The following is a 19,416-nucleotide window of genomic DNA, read 5'->3' on the forward strand; positions in this document are numbered from 1 at the left end:
GGCGCAGAAATTGCGTATGCGCAAATTGCGTGAACGCAAATTTCACCGGCGTGGTGCACCATGGTTTCCCCTTGGAGCCCCTGATTTGATTTGCGTATCCGCAAAATTGTTCCTACACTTTTCGCCGATGACTTCTCCAACACCCACACCCATCGTGGCCGACTTCCTCGTGATCGGCGGCGGCATTGCCGGGGCTTCGGCGGCCCACTGGCTGGCACCGCACGCCCGCGTGATCCTGCTCGAGCGCGAGTCCCAACCCGGCTACCACTCCACCGGCCGCTCGGCCGCCCTGTTCATGGAAAGCTACGGCACGCAGCAGGTGCGCGCCCTCACCATGGCGAGCCGCGCCTTTCTCGAACACCCGCCCGAAGGCTTCGCGGAACACCCGCTGCTCACGCCGCGCGGCGCCATGATGGTCGCGGGCGCCGGGCACATGGCCGAGCTCGAAGCCCACTGGGAGGTGCTGCGCGCCATGGACACCGGTGCCTCGCGCCTGAGCGGTGAGCAGGCGCGCGAGATGGTGCCGGTGCTGCGCGCCGACCAGGTGCTGGGCGCGGTGTACGAACCCGACGCGGCCGACATGGACGTGCACGCCATCCACCAGGGCTACCTGCGCGGCATGCGCAGGGCCGGCGGCAAGCTGGTGTGCGATGCGGGCGTGACGGCCATCGAGCGCGTGGGCGATCTCTGGCGCGTGACGGCCGGCGGCGCCGTGTACGAGGCACCGGTGGTGCTGAACGCGGCGGGCGCCTGGGTCGACGCCGTCGCGCGCATGGCGGGCGTGCCGCCGCTGGGCATCGAGCCGCGCCGCCGCTCGGCCTTCATCTTCGCGCCGCCCGAAGGCGAAAGCGGCGCCAACGTGGCGCACTGGCCCATGGTGTTCGGCGCCGACGAGGGCTGGTACATCAAGCCCGACGCCGGCATGCTGCTCGGCTCGCCGGCCAACGCCGACCCGGTCGAGCCGCAGGACATCCAGCCCGAGGAGATGGACATCGCCATCGCCATGCACCGCATCGAGGAAGCGACCACGCTCACCATCCGCCGCCCCACGCGCACCTGGGCCGGGCTGCGCTCCTTCGTGCCCGACGGCGACCTCGTCGGCGGCTTCGAGCCTGGCGCGCCCGGCTTCTTCTGGGTGGCGGCGCAAGGCGGCTACGGCATCCAGACCTCGGCCGCCATGGGCGAGGCCTGCGCCGCGCTGGCACGCGGACTGCCGCTGCCCGAGCGCATCGCCGGCTTCGGGCTCACGGCCGAGATGCTGGGCCCGCAGCGCCTGCGCGCGGCCACCGCCGGCTGAGCCGTTCACAAAACAAACATCACGAGAGCCCTCCATGCGTGTCTTCAGTGCCTCCCTTGCCACCGAAACCAACACCTTCGGCCCGATGCCCACCGGCATCGCCTCCTTCAAGGACCGCGGCTACTTTCCCGCCGGCCAGCATCCCGATGCATTGACGATCTACTCGGGCCCGCTGTGGGCCGCGCGCATCCGCGGCAAGGAAAAGGGCTGGACGCTGCTCGAAGGCATGGTCGCGGGCGCGCAGCCCAGCGGCATCACCACGCGCCATGCGTACGAGACGCTGCGCGACGAAATGCTGGACGACCTGCGCGCGGCCCTGCCGGTCGACATGGTGCTGCTCGGCCTGCACGGCGCGATGGTGGCCGACGGCTACGACGACTGCGAAGGCGACATGCTGGTGCGGGTGCGGCAGATCGTCGGGCCCGACGTCATCGTGGGCGCGGAGCTCGATCCGCACAACCACCTCACGCCGGCGATGGTGGACAACGCGAACGTGATGGTCTCGTTCAAGGAGTACCCGCACACCGACGTGCTCGAACGCGGGCTGGAGCTGGTCGACATCTGCGCAGCGGCGGTCGAAGGCAAGGTCAGGCCCGTGGCCGCGATGGTGGACTGCGACATCATCGTCACCGTGCACACCTCGCGCGAACCGGCGCGCAGCTTCGTGCAGCGCATGCAGGCGCTGGAGGGGAAAGACGGCGTGCTGTCGGTCTCGCTCACGCACGGCTTCTCGTGGGGCGACGTGCCCGAGATGGGCACCAAGGTGCTCGTGTACACCGACGGCGACCAGGCGAAGGCCGACGCACTCGCGCGCCAGCTGGCCGACGAGGTGATCGCCATGCGCGACGGCCTCACGGTGAACTACCCGGGCATCGACGCCTCGCTCGACGAGGCGCTGGCCTTCGACGGCGGCCCGGTGGTGCTGGCCGACGGTGCCGACAACCCCGGCGGCGGCGCGGCGAGCGACGCCACCTTCATCCTGCGCCGCATGCTGGAGCGCGGCATCACCAACGCGGCGCTCGGCCCCATGTGGGACCCGATTGCGGTGCGCATCGCCTTCGACGCGGGCGTGGGCGCCAAGCTGCAGATGCGCATCGGCGGCAAGATCAGCCCGCTCTCGGGCGACCCGCTGGACCTGGCCTGCACGGTAAAGGCGCTGCAGCACGACCTGGTGATGACCGGCCTGTCGAACACGCCCACGGCGATGGGCGACTGCGCGCTGGTCGAGGTCGACGGCATCGAGATCGTGCTGATCACGCGGCGCAACCAGGCCATGGGCACCGACCTGTTCACGCAGCTGGGTTGCGACCTGGCCGCGAAGAAGATCGTCGTCGTCAAGTCGTCGCAGCATTTCTACGCGTCGTACTCGAAGGTGGCGAAGCACGTGATCTACGCGGGCGCCCCGGGCGCCGTGACGCTGGACCTGACGACCCTGCCCTACCGCAAGGCACGCCTGCCCAAGTGGCCGATCGGCGTGGCGGCCTGAGTTCCTTCCTGCCCTGGTTCCTTTTCTTTTCGCCCCACCGACCGGAGATCCGACGATGAAACGACGAACGCTTGCCGCCCATGTCGCAATGGTTGCCCTGACCCTTTCAGCGGCTTGCGCCCTGAGCCTCCCGGCGCTCGCCCAGACACCGCCCAAGACCCTGAAGGTGGTGGCGCACGCCGACCTGAAGATCCTCGACCCGACCTTCACCACGGCCTACATCTCGCGCAACTTCGGCCACATGGTGTACGACACCCTGTTCGCGCAGGACGCCACCGGCAAGCCGCAGCCGCAGATGGTGGAGAAATACACCACCTCGAAGGACGGCAAGCAGTGGAGCTTCACGCTGCGCCCGGGCCTGAAGTTCTCCGACGGTGCCGCCGTGACCTCGGCCGACGCCGTGGCCTCGCTGCAGCGCTGGGCCGCGCGCGACAGCCTGGGCCGCGCCATGACGGCCGTGGGCGCCGAATGGAAGGCCACCGACGCGCGCAGCTTCACGCTCACGCTCAACGAGCCCTTCGGCATGGTGCTCGACGCGCTGGCCAAGCCCTCGGGCTTTCCGCCGGTGATCCTGCCGGAGCGCATCGCCAAGCTGCCCGCCACCTCGCCGCTCACCGAGGTCATCGGCTCGGGCCCCTTCATGTTCAAGCGCGACGAATGGGTGCCGGGCAACAAGACGGTGTTCGTTCGCAACCCCAACTACGTGGCGCGCAGCGAGCCGCCCAGCGGCCTGGCCGGCAGCAAGAAAACCACCTTCGACCGCGTCGAATGGCTCTACCTGCCCGACGCCAACAGCGCCGTGTCGGCGCTCAAGCGCGGCGAGGTCGACATCATCGAACAGCTGCCACCCGACTACATCGCGCCGCTGCGTACCGACACCAGCATCAAGATCGGCTCCGGCGGCGCCTACCAGGGCTTCCTGGTCATGAACCAGCTGCACCCGCCCTTCGACAACCCGAAGGTGCGCCAGGCGCTGCTGCAGGCCGTGAGCCAGGAACGCTTCGTGGCGGCCATGGGCTTTCCGCTGGACATGCGCATGGCCTACTGCGCCACCTACTTCATCTGCGGCAGCCCGAACGACACGGCCGCCGGCGCCGAGCCCTACCGCAAGGCCGACGTGGCCAAGGCCAAGCAGATGCTCGCGGCCTCCGGCTACAAGGGCGAGAAGGTGGTGCTGATGGTGCCCAGCGACGTGCCCTACCTGAACGCCGAGGCGCTGATGGCCGCGCAGACCATGAAGAGCATCGGCATGAACGTCGACGCGCAGAGCATGGACTGGGCCTCCATCGGCGCGCGCCGCGCCAAGCGCGACGCGGCCGATGCGGGCGGCTGGAACATGTACGTCACGGTGGCCGGCGAGTTCGACGCCAACTCGCCCATCGCCAACGCCTACCTGGGCGCGGCCTGCGGCAACACGCTGCCCGGCTGGCCCTGCGACAAGCCGCTGGACGAGCTGCGCACCGCCTGGCTGAAGGAGACCGTGCCGGCCAAGCGCAAGGAACTGCTCGACGCCTTCCAGGCCCGCGCCTACGAGGCGGTGCCGTACATCAACGCGGGCCAGTACTCGGCCGCGTTCGCCGCGCGCGCCAGCCTCAAGGGGCTGGACAAGTTGTGGGCCGGCATGCCGACGGTCTGGATGCTCGACAAGTAGCCGCACCCTCGCGCAATCCCAAAGCCAGCACAACGCCAGCCACCCCAGTTCAAGGGCACCGCCATGGGCTACATCCTTCGACGCTTTCTCTCGACACTCCCGGTCATGGCGGTCGTGGCCGTGGTGGTGTTCCTGCTGATCCACCTGTCACCGGGCGACCCGGCCGCGCTCATCGCGGGCGACCTCGCCACCACCGAAGACATCGAGAAGCTGCGCGCCGCGCTCGGGCTGAACCTGCCGTTGTGGCAGCAGTTCGGGCTGTGGGTGGGCAAGCTGTTCACGGGCGACCTGGGCACCTCGATCTTCACGCAGATGCCGGTCACGCAGCTGCTGGGGCAGCGGCTGGAGCCCACGGTGTCGATCGCGGCGCTCACCATGCTCATCACGCTGCTGGTGGCGGTGCCGCTGGGCACGCTCGCGGCCTACCGCGCGGGCAGCTGGATCGACCGGCTGGTGATGCTGTTCGCGGTGCTGGCCTTCTCGGTGCCGGTGTTCCTGGTGGGCTACCTGCTGGTCTACAGCTTCGCGGTGCAGCTGCCGTGGTTTCCGGTGCAGGGCTATGTGCACTTCGGCGAGAACCCGTTCGAGTGGCTGCGCTCGCTGGTGCTGCCCTGCGTGAACCTGGCGCTGGTGTACATCGCGCTGGTGACGCGCATGACGCGCGCCACCGTGCTCGAGGTGCTGCACGAGGACTACATCCGCACCGCGCGCGCCAAGGGCCTGGGCGTGCTGCCGGTGCTGGGGCATGCGCTGCGCAACGCGGCCATTCCCATCGCCACCACCATCGGCGCGGGCATTGCGCTCTTGATCGGCGGCGTGGTCGTCACCGAGACGGTGTTCGCCATTCCGGGCGTGGGCCGGCTCGTGATCGACTCGGTGCAGCGCCACGACTACCCCGTGATCCAGAGCGTGCTGCTGCTGTCGGCGGGCGTGTACGTGCTGATCAACCTGCTGATCGACCTGAGCTACCGCCTGTTCGACCCGCGCATCAGCTACTGAAGAACCCCACGCCATGTCCACGGTACTTCCCTTGCCTCCTTCCTCCGTCAACGACGAAACGCACGACGACGTGCACGACGAAACCCCTTTCGTGCCGCCGCGCTGGCGCTGGGTGCGCAAGCACCCGACGCTGATCGTCGGCGCGCTGCTGCTCATCGCGGTGGCCGTGCTGTCGCTGGCCGCGCCGTGGATCGCCACGCACGACCCGCAGGACATCGACCCGCTCGCGCGCATGCAGACGCCGTCGGCCGAGCACTGGTTCGGCACCGACGCACTGGGCCGCGACGTGTTCAGCCGCGCGGTGTGGGGCGGACGGGTGTCGATGATCGTGGGTGCCGCGGTGGCGGTGCTGGCCACCTTCGCCGGCGTCGCGCTCGGCCTGGTGTCGGGCTTCGTGCGCTGGGCGGACGGACCCATCATGCGGGTGATGGACGGGCTCATGGCCATCCCCGGCATCCTGCTGGCCATCGCGCTGATGGCGGTGACGCGCGCCAGCCTGACGACGGTGATCGTCGCCATCACCGTGCCCGAGATCCCGCGCGTGGTGCGGCTGGTGCGCTCGCTGGCGCTCACCCTGCGCGAGCAGCTCTATGTGGAGGCGGCGCATGCGGTGGGCACGCGGCTGCCGATGATCCTGCTTCGCCACGTGCTGCCGAACATCGTGGCGCCGCTGGTGGTGCAGGCCACCTTCGTGGCGGCCGCCGCGGTGCTGACCGAGGCCGCGCTGTCGTTCCTGGGCGTGGGCGTGCCATCGCAGACGCCGAGCTGGGGAAACATGATGGCCGAGGGCCGCAACTTCGTGACGGTGGCGTTCCACATCATCCTGTATCCGGGGCTGCTGCTGGCGGCCACGGTGCTGGCCATCAACCTGCTGGGCGACGGCCTGCGCGATGCGCTCGACCCGCGCCTGGCGCGTCAACTGTGAGCGAAGCGCCATGACCCTCACCATGTCCCACACTGCCCTCGCCCCCGGCGAGCCGCTGCTCGAGGTCGACAACCTGCGCACCCACTTCCACACGCTGGCCGGCGTGGTGCGCTCGGTCGACGGTGTCTCCTACACCGTTCGCGCGGGCCGCACGCTGGGCGTGGTCGGCGAGTCGGGCTGCGGCAAGAGCGTGACGGCGCTGTCGATCCTGCGGCTGGTGCCCACGCCGCCGGGCCGGCACATGGGCGCGGTGCGTCTGCGCGGCACCGACCTGATGCAGCTGAGCGAGCGCGAGATGCGGCAGATTCGCGGCAACCGCATCTCGATGATCTTCCAGGAGCCGATGACCTCGCTGAACCCGGTGCTCACCGTGGGCCGGCAGATCGCCGAGACGGTGCAGCTGCACCAGAAGGCCAGCCGCGCCGATGCGATGCAGCGCGCGGTCGAGATGCTGCGCGTGGTGCAGATCCCCGAGCCCGAGCGCCGCGTGAACGAGTACCCGCACCAGCTGTCGGGCGGCATGCGCCAGCGCGTGATGATCGCGCTGGCCCTGGCCTGCAACCCCGAAGTGCTGATCGCCGACGAGCCGACCACGGCGCTGGACGTGACCATCCAGGCGCAGATCCTCGACCTCATCAAGCGGCTGCAGCAGGAGCTGGGCATGGGCGTGGTGATGATCACGCACGACCTGGGCGTGGTGGCCGAGAGCTGCGACCGCGTGGTGGTGATGTACGCCGGCAAGAAGGTGGAAGAAGCCGACGTGATCGACCTGTTCGACCGCCCGCTGCATCCCTACACGCGCGCGCTGATGGCCTCGATGCCCGCGATGAACACCGCGAGCACGCGGCTCACGGAGATTCCGGGGCTGGTGCCGGCCGCGCACGAGCTGGGCCGCGGCTGCGCCTTTGCGGCGCGCTGCAGCCATGCGCGCGAACGCTGCCGCGCCGAGACGCCCAGGCTCACGCAGCAAGGCGGCGACCACGTGGTGGCCTGCTTCGCGGTCGAGGAACACTGGGCCGGTGCCGAGGAGATCGCCGCATGACGACCGTTGCAACGCCACTGCTGCAGGTGCGCAACCTGCGCAAGCACTACATCTCGCCCAAGCGCTGGCTGCGGCCGGCCAAGCCGGCGATACAGGCGGTCGACGGGGTGTCGTTCTCGGTCGCGCGCGGCGAGACGCTGTCGCTGGTCGGCGAGTCGGGCTGCGGCAAGACGACCACGGCCAAGTCGGTCATGCGGCTGGTGGAGCCGACCTCGGGCTCGGTGGAACTGGAAGGCAAGGAGCTGCTGACGCTGCCGGCCGAAGACATGCGCATGCGCCGGCGCGACCTGCAGATCATCTTCCAGGACCCGTATGCGTCGCTGAACCCGCGCCTGACGGCGGGCGACATCGTGGCGGAGCCGCTGAAGAACTTCGGCATGGGCGCGGCGGCCGAGCGGCGTGAGCGCGTGCAGTGGCTGTTCTCGCGCGTGGGCCTGCGGCCCGAGGCTGCAAAGAAATTCCCGCACGAGTTCTCGGGCGGCCAGCGCCAACGCCTGGGCATTGCGCGCGCGCTGGCGTTGAACCCCAAGCTCATCGTGTGCGACGAGCCGGTGTCCGCGCTGGACGTGTCGGTGCAGGCGCAGGTGGTGAACCTGCTGATGGACCTGCAGGCGGAGTTCGGCATCGCCTATCTTTTCGTGGCGCACGACCTGGCGGTGGTGCGCCACATCAGCCACCGCGTGGCGGTGATGTACCTCGGGCACATCGTGGAGATTGCCGACCGGAACACGCTGTTCTCCGCGCCGCTGCATCCGTACACCGAGATCCTGCTGTCGGCCGTGCCTGTGCCCAACCCGCGCACGCCTGCGCGCCGCATGCTGCTGCAGGGCGATCCGCCGAGCCCCGCGAATCCGCCTTCGGGCTGCCGCTTTCACACACGCTGCCCGATGGCGCAGGCCGTGTGCAAGGCGCAGACGCCCGCGCTGAGCGAACGTCCCTCGTCTTCCAGCGGCGGCCATTGGGTCGCCTGCCACTTCCGTTGAAAGCACCTCACCGATGACCGACAAGACACCCCACTACGACCTGCTGATTCGCGGCGGCACCGTGATCGACGGCACCAAGGCGCCGCGCTTCGACGCCGATATCGGCATCACCGGTGGCCGCATCGCCGCCATCGGAAAGCTCACGGGCCACACGGCCGAACAGACGATCGACGCCACCGGCCGCATCGTCGCGCCCGGCTTCATCGACTCGCACACGCACGACGACCAGGCCGTGCTGTCGCAGGCGCAGATGCCGTTCAAGGTGTCGCAGGGCGTGACCACCGTGGTGGCCGGCAACTGCGGCATCAGCGCCGCGCCGCTGCGCACGGACATGGACCTGCCCATGCCGCTGAGCCTGCTCGACTCACCCGCGGAAGGCCGCTTCACGACCTTCGCAGCCTACCTCGACGCGCTGCGCGCCACGCCCTCGTCGGTGAACGTGGCGGCCATGGTCGGCCACTCGACCCTGCGCGCCGTGGTCATGGCCGACCTCGACCGGCCCGCGAACGACACCGAGATCGCCGCCATGCAGGCGCTGGTCGAAGAAGCGATGCAGGCCGGCGCCATCGGGCTGTCGACCGGCACCTTCTACCCGCCGGCCGTGAAGGCCACGACCGAGGAGATCATCGAAGTCGGCCGCCCCCTCACATCGCGCAAGGCGCTGTACGTGACGCACATGCGCGACGAAAGCGACCGCGTGATGGAGTCGCTGGAAGAAACCTTCCACATCGGCCGCGCGCTCGATATTCCGGTGGTGGTGTCGCACCACAAGGTGCAGAACACGCAGAACTTCGGCAAGACCAAGGTGACGCTGCCCTTCATCAAGGAGGCGATGCAGCACCAGTGCATCGGGCTCGACTGCTATCCGTATACCGCGGGCTCCACCATGATCCGCACCGACCGCGGAATGATGGAAGGCCGCGTGCTCATCGCGTCGAGCGAGCCGCACCCCGAGTGCGCGGGGCGCGACCTGAAGGACATCGCGGCCGAATGGGGCGTGTCGGGCGAAGAGGCGGCCGTTCGCCTGCAGCCCGGCAGCGCGATCTATTTCATGATGGACGAGGACGACGTGCAGCGCATCCTCGCGTTCGACGAGACCATGATCGGCTCCGACGGCATTCCGCTGGGCGACAAGCCGCACCCGCGCCTGTGGGGCACCTTCCCGCGCGTGCTGGGCCACTACAGCCGCGACGTCGGGCTGTTTCCGCTGGAGACGGCGGTGTGGAAGATGACGGGGCTCACGGCACGCAACTTCGGCCTGCACGAGCGCGGCACGCTGAAGCCGGGCCACCACGCGGACGTGGTGATCTTCAACGCCGCGACCGTGCGCGACACCGCGAACTACGAAACGCCGATGCAGCCGGCCGAAGGCATCGATGCGGTGATCGTCAATGGGGCGGTGACCTGGCGCGACGGTGCGCACAGCGGGGCGCGCAACGGGCAGGTCATCACGCGGCGGGACGCGGCCTGAGGCGCTTCAGTCGGGGGCGTTCATGACGCGGTCGAATTCTTCGTCGGCCGGCACGTTGTCGGCGTCGAGCTCGCTCGCATCCGTCAGGTCGATGCCGGTTTCCTCCGACAGGTCGTCGGAGCCCTCGTTCTCGGGTTCTTCGAAATCATCGGCGGGCGTGTTGTCTTCCTCGTCGTCCTCGGACGATGCGGCGGCTCGCGCGGTGGCGTCGATGTTGTTCATGATCGGTTCCTCGGCTGATTGCTGACAGGCCCCCTATGGTGCGCCTGTTTCAGCCGTTGCGGCTCATCCGGCACGCAGCGTCGGTGTCGGAAAGTTTCCCGCCGCGCATGCCGCCTGCCGACGTCGAACTTTCGTGTCAGTCCTTGTGCACGTGGCCGTGCTCGCCGTGGCCCGGGTCGTCGTGGCCGTGTTCGTGCCCATGCTCGCCGTGCGCGAGGCGGCTCACGGCCGTGACCAGCACGATGCCCGCGACCAGCCACAGGATCTGCGCGGCGGTCTGGCGCGCAGGCAGGCGTTTTTGCAGCTGCGGAATCAGGTCGGCCAGCGCCACGTAGACAAAGCTGCTGCCGGCCAGCACCAAGAAGTAAGGCAGCCAGCTGTGCAGCTGGTCGACCAGCCACCAGCCCACGATGCCGCCCAGCGCGGTCATGGTGCCGGCAAGCGACACCTTCACCAGCGCGGCGCGCTGGTTGGAAGAACTCTGGCGCAGCACGACGAGGTCGCCGATGTGGTGCGGAATTTCGTGCGCCAGCACCGCCAGCGCGGCCACCAGGCCCAAGCGCATGTCGGCGGTGAAGGCCGAGGCGATCAGGATGCCGTCGCCGAAGCAGTGCACGCTGTCGCCGGTGAGCACGGCCCAGCCGCCGGTGCGGGGGCCCTGCTCGTGCGCATGGGAATGCGCGTGACCGGCGTGATGGCCGTGGTCGTGCCCTTCGTGCCCGCTTTTTTCGTCGCCATGGTGATGCTCATGCCCGTGGTGCCACAGCTCGGCCTTGTCGAGCAGGAAGAAGAACACCAGCCCGAACAGCAGCACCCCGAACAGCAGCGCGGGTTCGATGCGGCTTTCGAAGGCCTCGGGCAACAGGTGCATGAAGGCGGTGGCCAGCAGCGCGCCGGCCGCCAGGCTCAGCAGGTGCTGCGGGTTCACCCCGCCCGAGCCGTTGCGCACGCCCACCTTCAACAGGAGGGCCGCGAGCCAGACGCTGCCGATGCCGGAGACCAGGGTCGCCGCGATGATGACTATCAAATTCATAGCTGCTTGCGCAAGAGGGACGGCCGCTGAAACTGTTTCAGGACCGTGATCCGTTCATAAAAAGAGAAAAGGCCGTCATTCGACGGCCTTCGGCGGGGGTGGCTACAGGGCGCCGGGTTCAGGCGACGCCATGGGCTTGAACCAGGCCGTGGCGCGTTGCCAGCCGTCGTCCGCCGCGCTCTTGACATGGCTGGGGCGGTGGTCGGCATGGAATGCGTGGCCTGCTTCGGGGTACACGACGAAGCTCGATGCCCTGGCCGCCGGAGTTCCATTGGCCAGAGCAGCTTTCATCTTATCAACCGTGTCAAGGGGGATGCACACGGGGCGTGGCGCAGAAAAACGCACGCCGCAATGCAGGCCCAGTCCGCCGGTGGCCCTATGCCCCGAAATTCGGTAGGCTTGGTGTCAAACCCGGGAACCGTACGCACGGCGTGCCAGCGCGGCCGCCAGCACCTGCGCGGGGTCGACCAGGTCCAGCCCGGCCACGGCGGCCGAGCCCTGCAGGCCCAGCGGCACCTCGGTACAGCCCATGATGATCGTCACGGGCCCATGGCGCTCGGCCAGCCGCAGCGCCACGTCGGAAAAGCACTGCGCGGCCAGCGGCATGTTGCCGGCCTTCACGCCTTCGAAGATGCCGCGCGTGATGATGCGGCGCTCGTCGGCCGACGGAATGTGGCAGCCCAGCCCGGCCTCGGCCAGCGCCTGCTCGTAGAGACGCACGCGGTAGGTGCCTTCGGTGGCCATCAGCGCCACGTCGCTGGCGCCCTGTGCGGCCAGCTGGCGCGCGGTTTCGCGTGCCATGTGCAGCAGCTCGACCTGCGGAAAACGCGCCTGCAGGCTGCCATGCCAGGCGTGCGCCGTGTTGCAGGCGATGGCCACGGCACGGCTGCCCAGCGCAGCCAGGCGGCCCAGGGCCTGCAGCATCGGTTCCAGCGGCTGGTGCGCGCCCTGCTCGGCCGATGCCAGCGCGTCGGTGCGGTCGGGCACCGGCACCTGCGCCAGCCAGTGCTCGGGAAAGGACTGGTCGCGCACCGGCTCGCCGCGCGCGCGCATCTGCTGCGCGCAGGCCTGCACGAAGAGCCGGACGAAGTCGGCGCCCGCCGCGGGGCCCATGCCCCCCAAGATGCCAACTACGTTCGTCGAAGCCATGATCTTTCTCTGTTTCAGGAATACCGCGGAACCGGCTTTGCCGGGCCGCAGGTATGGCCCCCGGCAGGGGGCAGGCGAAGCGACACGATGTGCGCGCAGCCCGGGGGCGAGCTCAATTCGCCGGCTTGTCGCTGAGGGCCTTGAGGTTTTCCTTGAGCTGGTCGCTCATCGGCAGGTTCAGCGGCACGCCCTTCGGCGGGATCGGCTGCATGAACCACTTGGTGTAGAGCTTCTCGAACTCGCCGCTCTTCATCATGGCGCTGAAGGTGTCGTCCACCAGCTTCTTGAAGGCCGGGTCGTCCTTGGGCAGCATGCAGGCGTAGGGCTCGACCTGCAGCGGCTCGCCCACCACCTCGTAGTCGGCCGGCGACTTGGAGTTGGCGATCAGGCCGAACAGCAGGATGTCGTCCATGGCGAAGGCCACGGCGCGGTCGCTTTCCACCAGCAGGAACGAGTCGGCGTGGTCCTTGCCGAGCACGATGTCCATGCCGAGGTTCTTCTCGGTGTTGTACTTGCGCATGACCAGCGCGTTGGTGGTGCCGGTGGTGCTGGCCACGGTCTTCTTCGCAAGGTCGGCGTAGTCCTTGATCTTGGAAGACTTCTTCACCAGCAGGCGCGTGCCGGTATAGAAATGGTTGATGGCGAAGGCCACGTCCTTGCCGCGCGCGCTGTTGTTGGTGGTGGAGCCGCACTCCAGGTCGACGGTGCCGTTGGTGATCAGCGGAATGCGGTTCTGCGAGGTGACCGCCATCAGCGAGACCTGCAGGTTGGGCTTGTTCAGCTTCTTCTTCACCGCTTCGACCACGGCGTTGGAGAGTTCCACCGAGAACCCGATCGGCTTGTTGGGGCCGTCCAGGTAGCTGAAGGGCACCGACGACTCGCGGTAGGCGAGCGTGATCTTGCCGGACTCGGCGATCTTGGCCAGCGTGTCGGCCGCTTGCGCCGCCGGAGCGGTGAAGAGCACCGCGGCGGCCAGGGAAGCCATCAGGACGGAGAGTTTCATTCGAGCCTTCATTCGGTGGATTGAACAGAGCGCCAGTGTAAGAAGGAGTGACACAAAGCGACAATTCCAAATGAACCCCTGCCCATGTCCAAAACTCATGGGCCAGCTTTCTTTTGGCATTTCCGCGGGCCGGCAGGCGCACCTACAGTCACGGCTGTCTTCTCAACCTCCGGAAAGTTGCCCCATGCATGTGTGTGTGCTCGGTGCCGGCATCGTGGGCCTGGCCACCGCCTGGCAGCTCGAACGCCAGGGCCATCAGGTCACCGTGATCGACCGCGCCGCCCCCGGCGCGGGCGCGAGCGGCGGCAACGGTGCGCAGCTCAGCTATTCGTACGTGCAGCCGCTGGCCGACCCGTCCATCTGGAAGCAGTTGCCCAAGCTGCTGCTCTCGCCCACCTCGCCCCTGAAGCTGCGGCCGCAGCTCGATCCGCTGCAGTGGCGCTGGGGCATGGAATTTCTCGCGGCCTGCAACGCCGGGACTTCGCGCGACACCACGGCCCGGCTGCTGGCGCTTGCCGCGTCCAGCCGCACCGAATTCGAGGCGATGCGCTCCGACATCGCCCCCGACTGCGACTTCTCCGCCACCGGCAAGCTGGTGCTGTATGCCAGCGCGGCGTCGCTCGAAGGCGCGCGCGCGCAGCTCGACCTGCAGCGCGCCATGGGCAGCGAGCAACGGCTGGTGACGCCGGACGAATGCGTCGCCATCGAGCCGGCGCTGCAGGCCTATCGCGGCCAGATGGCCGGCGCGGTGTACACGCCCAGCGAATGCGCGGCCGATTGCCTCAAGGTGTGTGCCGAGCTGATGCGGGCGCTGAGCGCGCGCGGCGTGCGCTTCATGCTGGACACCGACGTGCACGGCTTCGCGCGCAGCGAGAACCGCATCAGGGCGGTGCGCACCAGCAAGGGTGGCATGGAGAGCGACGTGGAAGCCGACGCCTTCGTCATGGCGCTGGGGTCGGCCTCGCACAAGCTCGGGCGCGCGCTGGGCGCCTACCTGCCCGTGTACCCGCTCAAGGGCTACAGCATCACGGTGGAGGTCGACCCGGCGCCGGGCGCCGCACCGCGCGTGAACGTGACGGACAGCGCGCGCAAGGTGGTGTTCGCACGCATCGGCTCGCGCCTGCGGGTGGCGGGCATGGCGGAGCTGGTGGGGCACGACGCGAGCATTCCGGCCACGCGCATCGAGACACTGGCGGCCGCGACGCGTGCGGTCTTCCCGCAGGCGAGCCGTCTCGAGGAACTGCATCCCTGGACGGGCATGCGGCCTGCCACGCCGAAGGGCCTGCCGATCATCGGGCGGCTGGAGAGCGCGCCGTCGAACATGCTGTTCAACACGGGGCACGGCGCGCTGGGGTTCACGCTGGCGTTCGGATCGGCGCTTCGGGTGGCGCAGGCGCTGCAGGCCTGAGGCGCCGGGCCTTGGCGGCTCAGTCGCCCGACACCAGCTTGAGCCCGACCACGCCCGCCAGGATGAGCGCGATGCACAGCAGCCGCAGGGGCGCGGCGGAGTCACCCAGCACCACCACGCCCACGATCGCGGTGCCCGCCGCCCCGATGCCCGTCCACACCGCGTAGACGGTTCCCATCGGCAGCGTGCGCATCGAGAACGACAACAGCACGACGCTCGACAGGCCGGCGGCGACCGTCAACAGCGAGGGAACCCATCGCGTGAAACCCTCGGACGACTTCATGGCGAAGGCGAACGCGATTTCCAGAATGCCGGCCATGCCGACCAGTGCCCATGCCATGCGTGACAGTTCCACTGCGTGCTGCCCGCGTCAAGCCCTGGCGGCAGCGGGGGTCGAGCGGAACGACACGCCCAGGCGGTTGAACGCGTTCATCAGCCCGATCGCATAGGTCAGATCGGCCAGTTCGGTGTCGCTGAATTCGGCCGCGGCGGCTTCATAGTCGGCGTCGGGAACGCCGGTCTCCGAGACGCGCGTCACCGTTTCCGCCCAGGCCAGCGCAACGCGTTCGCGCTGGCTGAAGACGCCGCCGGCTTCGCGCCACACCGGCACCAGCACGAGCTTGTCGACGGCAAGCCCCGACTTGAGCAGGTCGCGCGAATGCATGTCGATGCAATAGGCGCAGCCGTTGATCTGTGAAACGCGCAGGTAGACGAGGTCGACCAGCGCCTTGGGCAGGCTGCCCTTCTGGAGTGCGGCGTACACGCCTCCGAATGCCTTGTAACCCTCGGGCGAAGCCTTGGTGTAGTCGATGCGATTGCTCATGGCGAGTCCTTTGTCTGCGGGTTGGAAAGGACCCTATCGTGCGACGTCTTGGCCTAGTCAGGAAGGGCCATGATTGGCCTTCGTTACTGGTCCATGATTGCTGGCTGGGTGCCTGTTCTCGACGCGCGCGCTAGCTGCCGGCTTCCAGCAACCGCAGGATGCGCTTGCCGAGCTCGTGCGCTGCCTCCCGCGAATCGATGTTCGTGAAACCGAGCAGCAGGGCCGAAGCGCCTTCGTCGTGCGACAGCGCCCAGTCCCTCAGCGCCTCGGCGTACAGGCCCTCTTGCCGCATGCGCGCCACGAGCCGGCGATCGGAGCGCTGGCCCTTCAGGCGAAGGATCAGGTGCATTCCCCCCGGCTGCGAATCGATCCGCACGTGCTGCGCCAGCACGCTTTCCAGCCCCTCGATCGCCGCGGCGCGACGCTCGGCATAGAGCGCGCGCATCCGCTGGATGTGGCGCGCGAAGTGCCCTTCCTTGATGAAGGCCGTGACGATCGCCTGCGTCAGCTCGGGGCTGCCGCCCGCGAAGGCCTGCATGATCTGTTCGAAGCGCCCGACCTGGGTTTCGGGCACGACGAGGTAGGCCAGCCGGAGGCTCGGAAACAGCACCTTGCTGAAGGTGCCCGCGTAGAGCACGCGGCCCTCCCGGTCCAGGCTCTTCAGCGCGGGCAGCGGCCGGCTGACATAGCGGTACTCGCCGTCGTAGTCGTCCTCGACGATCCAGGCGTTGTTTCGCGCGGCCCAGTCCAGCAGCGCCAGGCGCCGGGGCAAGGCCAGCGACACGCACAACGGGCTCTGGTGCGCGGGCGTGACGACGGCGGCGCGCGCGCGGGGCGCCAGCCGGACGCCCTCGGCAACGACGATGCCGTCGCGGTCCACCGGCACCGGCACGGCCGCGATGTGCATGTGTGCCAGCAGGTCGCGTGTCGGCGGGTAGCCCGGGTCTTCGAGCCAGACGCGGTCGCCCGCCTTCAAGAGCGCAAGGCCGATCAGCGCCATCGTGTGGCGGTAGCCCGAAGTCACGAACACCTGCGACGGCGTGCAGTCGATGCCCCGGGCCACCTGCAGGTAGGCGGCGATCTCGGCTCGCAGCAGTGGGGAGCCGCAGACGGCGGGATGAACCATGTTGGAAGGCTGCGTCGCGCGAACGCATCGCGCGCCCAGCCGCGCCCAGATCTTGCGGGGGAATGCATCCAGGGCGGGCAGGCCCATCTGGAACGGGAGGATCGAGTCCGGGAGAAAACTGTTCGGCGCAACCCCGCTGTCGGCTCGAGCAACGGCGCGCGCTGCAGGTTGTGGCAGCTTCAGGTCCGGCGACACGACAGTCCCCGCCTGGCCGCGGGCCTGGACATAACCCTCGGCGGCCAGCAGGGAATAGGCCGCGTCGATGGTGCCCCTTGCCAGGCCCAGCTCCTGCGTCAACGCGCGCGCGGAGGGGATGCGATCGCCCGGCTTCAGCAGACCGCTGGCGATGGCATTGCGAAAACGATCGTAGATTTGCCGGTAGAAAGGCACGCCCGCCGCAGGGTCCAGCGGCGCCATCTGGCCGACAGGGCCGACAGGTCCGGTGGCGCCGGTCGTTGCCTTCACCATACGCAAGGGCTAGACCGCGCCCTCGATCGCCTGCTGCATGCAGCGCGTGATGCCGCGCACCGCCACCGAGTCGGGCTTGGCGGCAAAGCGCAGCGCGCGGATCGGCACGGGGATGTGCGGCTCCAGCGTGAGCACGTCGACCTTCTCGCGGTCGGCCGAGCGCGCCGTGCAGCCGTCGACCAGCGCCACGCCGATGCCGTGGTGCGCCATGGCCAGCGCCGCGTGGTAGGTCTGCACCGTCACCACCGCCTGCTGGAAGCCCACGCCCGCCTGCCGGCAGGCCTGGCTCAGGCTGGTGCCCACGGGATCGCGGCTGTCCAGGCCGATCACCGGCCGGTTGATGAGGTCGTGCAGGGCGACCGAGCCGTTGCGCACCAGCGCGCGCGGCAGCAGGCCCTTGGGCGCGATGCACACCATGCGGCTGTCGGCCAGCGTCTCCTGCGTGAGCGAGGGATGCACGGCCGGGCTGAAGGCGAAGCCCACATCGGCCTCCTGCAGCAGCAGCGCCGACATGATCTGCGGCGAGTGCAGCGACTCGACCGTGATCTTGTAGCCCGGATGCTTCTCGCGAAAGGACTTCAGCGCGCGCGGCAGGATGTCGTAGCTCAGCGCCAGCACGCTGAGGATGCGCAGCTCGCCGCTGTCGCCCGCGGTGCGCAGGTTGGCCGCGAGCCGCTGCACCTCGTCGAGCTGAGCGAACAGCCGCTCGATGTGCGGGTACAGCGTGAGCGCTTCGGTGGTCGGCGTGAGCCGGCCCTTGGCGCGCTGGAACAGCGGAAAGCCCAGCTGCAGCTCGGCGTGCTGCAGCGTGCGGCTGACCGCCGGCTGCGTGATGTTGATGAGCCGCGCCGCCGCGCTCACGCTGCCGGTGAGCATGATCGCGTTGAAGACCTCGATGTGGCGCAGGCGCATGATGAATCAGCGATTCGATGACTTCTTCGCGGAACACCGTGGAACCGGCTTTGCCGGGCCACTGGTGTTGCCCCCGGTAGGGGGTTGGAGAAGCGACACGAAGTGCGCGGAGCCTGGGGGCGAGCTCATTTTTCGGCGGTCTTGCCGCGCGCGATGTCCATGATCAGGCGCGTACCCAGGTACAGGCGCGGCTCGATGGAGTCGACCAGCACGTATTCCGCATCGGCCGAGTGCGCGCCGAAGCCCTGCAGGCCGAAGCGCTCGATGACGGGCGCCTTGGTCTTCAGCGCCGCGAAGGCCGCGTCGGTGCCCCCGCCGGCGGCCTTGTCGTCGGCGCCCAGCGGCAGCCCGAGTTCGTCCTTGTAGATCTGCTGCGCATGGCGGGCCATGGCGCGCGAGGCGTCGGTGGCTTCCAGCGGCGGACGGCGGCGTTCGAACTTCAGCTCGACCTTGGCCTCGGGAATCAGCTGCTTCTTCACGCGCTCGTTCACCTGCTGCTCGATGCGGTCGTAGTCGCTCACCTTGAGCACGCGCACGTCGGCGCCGGCCGTGGCGCTGGCCGGAATCACGTTGCGGTTGCTGCCCGACCTGGAGATGGTCCAGTTCATCTTCAGGCCCGTGGCCGGGTCGGACAGGTCGCGCATCTGCAGGATCTGGTGCGACAGCTCGTACAGCGCGTTCACGCCCAGTTCGGGCGCCGAGCCCGCGTGCGAAGCCTTGCCCGCGACGTGCAGCGTGACCGAGGCGATGCCGGCGGTGGCCAGCGAAAGCTTGTCGTCCTTCACGTAGGCGCCTTCGAAGGACATGACCGCGTCGTGCTCCGCGCCCATGCGCGTGATGAGGGCGCGCGCGCCGGGCGAGCTGATTTCCTCGTCGCCGTTGATCAGCACGGTGAGCGTGCCGTAGTCCTTGAACTTCATTGCCTGCAGCATCGACACGATGTGCGTGATGACGGCAATGCCCTGCTTGTCATCGGCGATGCCCAGGCCGTAGGCCTTGTCGCCCTCGATGCGGAACGGCTGCTTGTTGAGCATGCCCACGGTGTAGACCGTGTCCATGTGCGCGATGAGCAGGATCTTCTTCTTGCCCGTGCCCTTGAAGGTGGCGCGCACCACGCGGCCCATTTTCTCGGGCGTGTCTTCCATGCGGTAGGCCTCGGCGCTCGGGTCGATCAGCTCGACCTCGCCGCCCAGCGCCTTGAACCTGGCGGCGATGAGGTCGGAGATCTTCTCGAGCCCGTCGAGGTCGCGGCTGCCCGACTCGATGGACACCAGCTCCTTCAGCGTGTCGAGCAGCGCGGGCTTTTCCTTGGCGGCGAGCGCAGCGACGCGGGCGTCGGGGGCGGCGAAGGCGGTGCCCAGGAAGGCGGCGCAGACGGCGGCGAGCAGGAACTGGCGGTGCGGGAGTTTCATGTGCAT

Annotated in this window: 18 protein-coding genes and 1 pseudogene; 9 read left to right on the forward strand and 10 right to left on the reverse strand. The window is 68.7% G+C overall.

Going from position 1 to position 19,416, the window contains the following annotated elements; genetic code table 11:
* Positions 1 to 127 precede the first annotated feature (127 nt).
* The 8 genes from AC0IYU_RS14585 (at position 128) to AC0IYU_RS14620 (ending at position 9,854) form a co-directional block, all read left to right on the forward strand.
* Entirely contained in the window at positions 128 to 1,297 is a 1,170-nt protein-coding gene (locus AC0IYU_RS14585) for an NAD(P)/FAD-dependent oxidoreductase (protein ID WP_472117944.1), read from the forward strand.
* A 34-nt stretch (positions 1,298 to 1,331) separates the two neighbouring features.
* Complete coding sequence (locus AC0IYU_RS14590; protein ID WP_435483185.1) at positions 1,332 to 2,783, forward strand: M81 family metallopeptidase; 1,452 nt, start codon at positions 1,332 to 1,334, stop codon at positions 2,781 to 2,783.
* A gap of 55 nt (positions 2,784 to 2,838) precedes the next feature.
* Complete coding sequence (locus AC0IYU_RS14595) at positions 2,839 to 4,434, forward strand: ABC transporter substrate-binding protein (protein WP_472117947.1); 1,596 nt, start codon at positions 2,839 to 2,841, stop codon at positions 4,432 to 4,434.
* Positions 4,435 to 4,497: 63 nt separating this feature from the next.
* Positions 4,498 to 5,433 carry an ABC transporter permease gene (locus AC0IYU_RS14600; protein WP_435483183.1) on the forward strand — a complete coding sequence of 312 codons (936 nt, stop codon included), beginning with the start codon at positions 4,498 to 4,500 and terminating at the stop codon, positions 5,431 to 5,433.
* Between the two features lie 13 nt (positions 5,434 to 5,446).
* Entirely contained in the window at positions 5,447 to 6,358 is a 912-nt protein-coding gene (locus AC0IYU_RS14605; RefSeq protein ID WP_472117949.1) for an ABC transporter permease, read from the forward strand.
* 10 nt (positions 6,359 to 6,368) lie between these two features.
* The gene (locus tag AC0IYU_RS14610; RefSeq protein ID WP_435483182.1) at positions 6,369 to 7,400 is read left to right on the forward strand and encodes an ABC transporter ATP-binding protein; all 1,032 of its coding nucleotides are present in this window, start codon (positions 6,369 to 6,371) and stop codon (positions 7,398 to 7,400) included.
* Entirely contained in the window at positions 7,397 to 8,383 is a 987-nt protein-coding gene (locus tag AC0IYU_RS14615) for an ABC transporter ATP-binding protein (RefSeq protein ID WP_435483181.1), read from the forward strand. The genes AC0IYU_RS14610 and AC0IYU_RS14615 overlap by 4 nt, the downstream gene beginning before the upstream one ends.
* 13 nt (positions 8,384 to 8,396) lie before the next feature.
* Complete coding sequence (locus AC0IYU_RS14620; RefSeq protein ID WP_435483180.1) at positions 8,397 to 9,854, forward strand: N-acyl-D-amino-acid deacylase family protein; 1,458 nt, start codon at positions 8,397 to 8,399, stop codon at positions 9,852 to 9,854.
* A 6-nt stretch (positions 9,855 to 9,860) separates the two neighbouring features.
* Here AC0IYU_RS14620 and AC0IYU_RS14625 read toward each other — a convergent pair whose 3' ends face one another.
* The 5 genes and pseudogenes from AC0IYU_RS14625 to AC0IYU_RS14645 form a co-directional block, all read right to left on the reverse strand.
* On the reverse strand, positions 9,861 to 10,076 hold the full coding sequence (locus AC0IYU_RS14625) for a hypothetical protein (RefSeq protein WP_435483179.1): 216 nt from the start codon (positions 10,074 to 10,076) through the stop codon (positions 9,861 to 9,863).
* Between the two features lie 136 nt (positions 10,077 to 10,212).
* Positions 10,213 to 11,109, reverse strand: a complete 897-nt coding sequence (locus AC0IYU_RS14630; protein WP_435483178.1) for a ZIP family metal transporter — start codon at positions 11,107 to 11,109, stop codon at positions 10,213 to 10,215.
* Between the two features lie 102 nt (positions 11,110 to 11,211).
* A pseudogene (locus AC0IYU_RS14635) lies at positions 11,212 to 11,424 on the reverse strand (dienelactone hydrolase family protein); the annotation flags it as partial.
* Positions 11,425 to 11,514: 90 nt separating this feature from the next.
* Positions 11,515 to 12,258 (reverse strand): aspartate/glutamate racemase family protein, encoded by a 744-nt coding sequence (locus tag AC0IYU_RS14640; RefSeq protein WP_435483177.1) that lies wholly within the window; start codon positions 12,256 to 12,258, stop codon positions 11,515 to 11,517.
* 112 nt (positions 12,259 to 12,370) lie between these two features.
* A complete protein-coding gene (locus AC0IYU_RS14645; protein WP_472117952.1) occupies positions 12,371 to 13,261 on the reverse strand; it encodes a transporter substrate-binding domain-containing protein in 891 nt (296 codons plus the stop codon).
* Positions 13,262 to 13,445: 184 nt separating this feature from the next.
* On the opposite strand from AC0IYU_RS14645, the gene AC0IYU_RS14650 reads away from it, so the two are divergent.
* Complete coding sequence (locus tag AC0IYU_RS14650; protein WP_472117955.1) at positions 13,446 to 14,669, forward strand: D-amino acid dehydrogenase; 1,224 nt, start codon at positions 13,446 to 13,448, stop codon at positions 14,667 to 14,669.
* Between the two features lie 19 nt (positions 14,670 to 14,688).
* Here the strand turns inward: AC0IYU_RS14650 and AC0IYU_RS14655 are convergent, their stop codons facing one another.
* From AC0IYU_RS14655 to AC0IYU_RS14675, 5 genes are all read right to left on the reverse strand, one after another.
* A complete protein-coding gene (locus AC0IYU_RS14655) occupies positions 14,689 to 15,009 on the reverse strand; it encodes a DMT family transporter (protein WP_472117958.1) in 321 nt (106 codons plus the stop codon).
* A gap of 30 nt (positions 15,010 to 15,039) precedes the next feature.
* Complete coding sequence (locus AC0IYU_RS14660) at positions 15,040 to 15,492, reverse strand: carboxymuconolactone decarboxylase family protein (RefSeq protein WP_472117961.1); 453 nt, start codon at positions 15,490 to 15,492, stop codon at positions 15,040 to 15,042.
* 130 nt (positions 15,493 to 15,622) lie between these two features.
* Entirely contained in the window at positions 15,623 to 17,086 is a 1,464-nt protein-coding gene (gene pdxR, locus AC0IYU_RS14665; RefSeq protein WP_472117963.1) for a MocR-like pyridoxine biosynthesis transcription factor PdxR, read from the reverse strand.
* Positions 17,087 to 17,095: 9 nt separating this feature from the next.
* Positions 17,096 to 17,998, reverse strand: coding sequence for a LysR family transcriptional regulator (locus AC0IYU_RS14670; RefSeq protein WP_472117966.1), 903 nt, complete (start codon positions 17,996 to 17,998; stop codon positions 17,096 to 17,098).
* A 125-nt stretch (positions 17,999 to 18,123) separates the two neighbouring features.
* Entirely contained in the window at positions 18,124 to 19,410 is a 1,287-nt protein-coding gene (locus AC0IYU_RS14675; protein WP_472118001.1) for a M20/M25/M40 family metallo-hydrolase, read from the reverse strand.
* Positions 19,411 to 19,416 lie beyond the last annotated feature (6 nt).

The organism is Variovorax sp. AC103 (assembly GCF_979254005.1).